Origin of the sequence: Nitriliruptor sp. (genome assembly GCF_040882075.1) — a bacterium.
Classification (GTDB): domain Bacteria; phylum Actinomycetota; class Nitriliruptoria; order Nitriliruptorales; family Nitriliruptoraceae; genus Nitriliruptor.
Map to the genome: position 1 here is coordinate 1 of NZ_JBBEBZ010000021.1, position 1,357 is coordinate 1,357.

The window sequence follows — 1,357 nt, forward strand, 5'->3', positions numbered from 1 at the left end:
GACCGGCATCGACTCGCCGGTGATCGCCGCGGTGTCGACCGCCGAACGACCCGCACCGACCGTCCCGTCGGTCGCGGCACGCTCCCCGGGCCGCAACAACACGCGATCGCCGACGGCGACCTCGTCCGGATCCACGCTGACCTCCACGCCGTCACGCAGGAGCGAGACACGTGCCGGAGTGAGGTCCAACAGCGCCCGCAAGCTGTGTCGCGTGCGCGCCAGCGAGTAGCTCTCCAACCCTTCGGCGATGGAGAACAGCACCGCCAACGCGGCGGCTTCCCCGATCTCACCGAGCGCGACCGCACCAGCGGCCGCGATGGTCATCAGCGTCCCGACACCGAGTCGACCGCGCAGCAACCCACGTACGGACTCGGGCACGAACGTCGCGCCACCGACCAACAAGGCCGCCACAGCCAGCACGGTCCCGAGTACGTCGAGACCGAGCCGGCCGCTGAGCCACCCGCCCACGAACAGCAGCGCCGCCAGCGCCGCCGCGCGCAGCTCCGGTACATCACGCAGCCGCTCCGTCCCATCCGTTTCGTGATCATCCGACGCGTGCGAGCTCTCGGCCGGTCCACAGCAGGCATCAGCCACGTCCGCTCACCTCGACCTCACCGGTGGGGACACCCGTCGCCGACCCGAGGACGACCTCCAGGAGCGCCAAACCTCGCTCGGTCAGCCGGTACATCACCATCTTCCCCTCACGCCGGGACGTGGCGAGCCCGGCGGTCCGCAACTGACGGACGTGGTGGGAGGCGAGGTTCTGAGTCGAACCGCACACCCACGCCAGGTCACAGACGCACAGCTCGTCACCCGCCGCCAGCGCCGCCGCCACCCGCAGCCGCGTCGGGTCGCTCAGCGCCCGCGCGTCGGCGGCGGCGCGCTCCAGACGACCTGGTTCGGGCAGCGACCCGCGAACCGACTCGGCGTGGGGAAGATCGAGGCAGAGCAGCTCGCAGGCATCGGCACCCATCCGTACATCCTCATGTTCGTTAATATGTCGGACCGTAACTCCGGCTCTCCGCCCTGTCGAGCACGCAATCTCGCCGTGCGACGCCAACCGTTCACCCCTGTCGACACCAGGACGAGGTCGAGAACCAGCCTTGAGTGCTCGCGTCGAGGAACGGGCGTCCGCATCGGCCTCGCGCGCCCCGAAGATGTCCTCGAGCACCGCGAGGATGCGCAAGCCACCGACCACGACCAGCGCCGCGCCTGAGCTCGCGCAGTTCAGGGCTCTTCAACCGGACCCCGGCGCATCGATCCTCATCGTCGGCGTTGCTTCGGGTCCGGCGGTCAGGCTTCTGGCGCGGCCCGACCGTCGACTACTGGATGATCCGCTTGCGATCCATAACGCCCG

Annotated in this window: 1 protein-coding gene and 1 pseudogene; both read right to left on the minus strand. The window is 69.8% G+C overall.

Features of this window, described 5'->3' with window-relative positions:
• Nucleotides 1-594: pseudogene (locus WEB03_RS01420) on the minus strand (cadmium-transporting ATPase); the annotation flags it as partial.
• Nucleotides 587-973 carry an ArsR/SmtB family transcription factor gene (locus WEB03_RS01425; RefSeq protein WP_368069187.1) on the minus strand — a complete coding sequence of 129 codons (387 nt, stop codon included), beginning with the start codon at nt 971-973 and terminating at the stop codon, nt 587-589. The pseudogene WEB03_RS01420 and the gene WEB03_RS01425, both read right to left, overlap by 8 nt.
• Between the last annotated feature and the right edge of the window lie 384 nt (nt 974-1,357).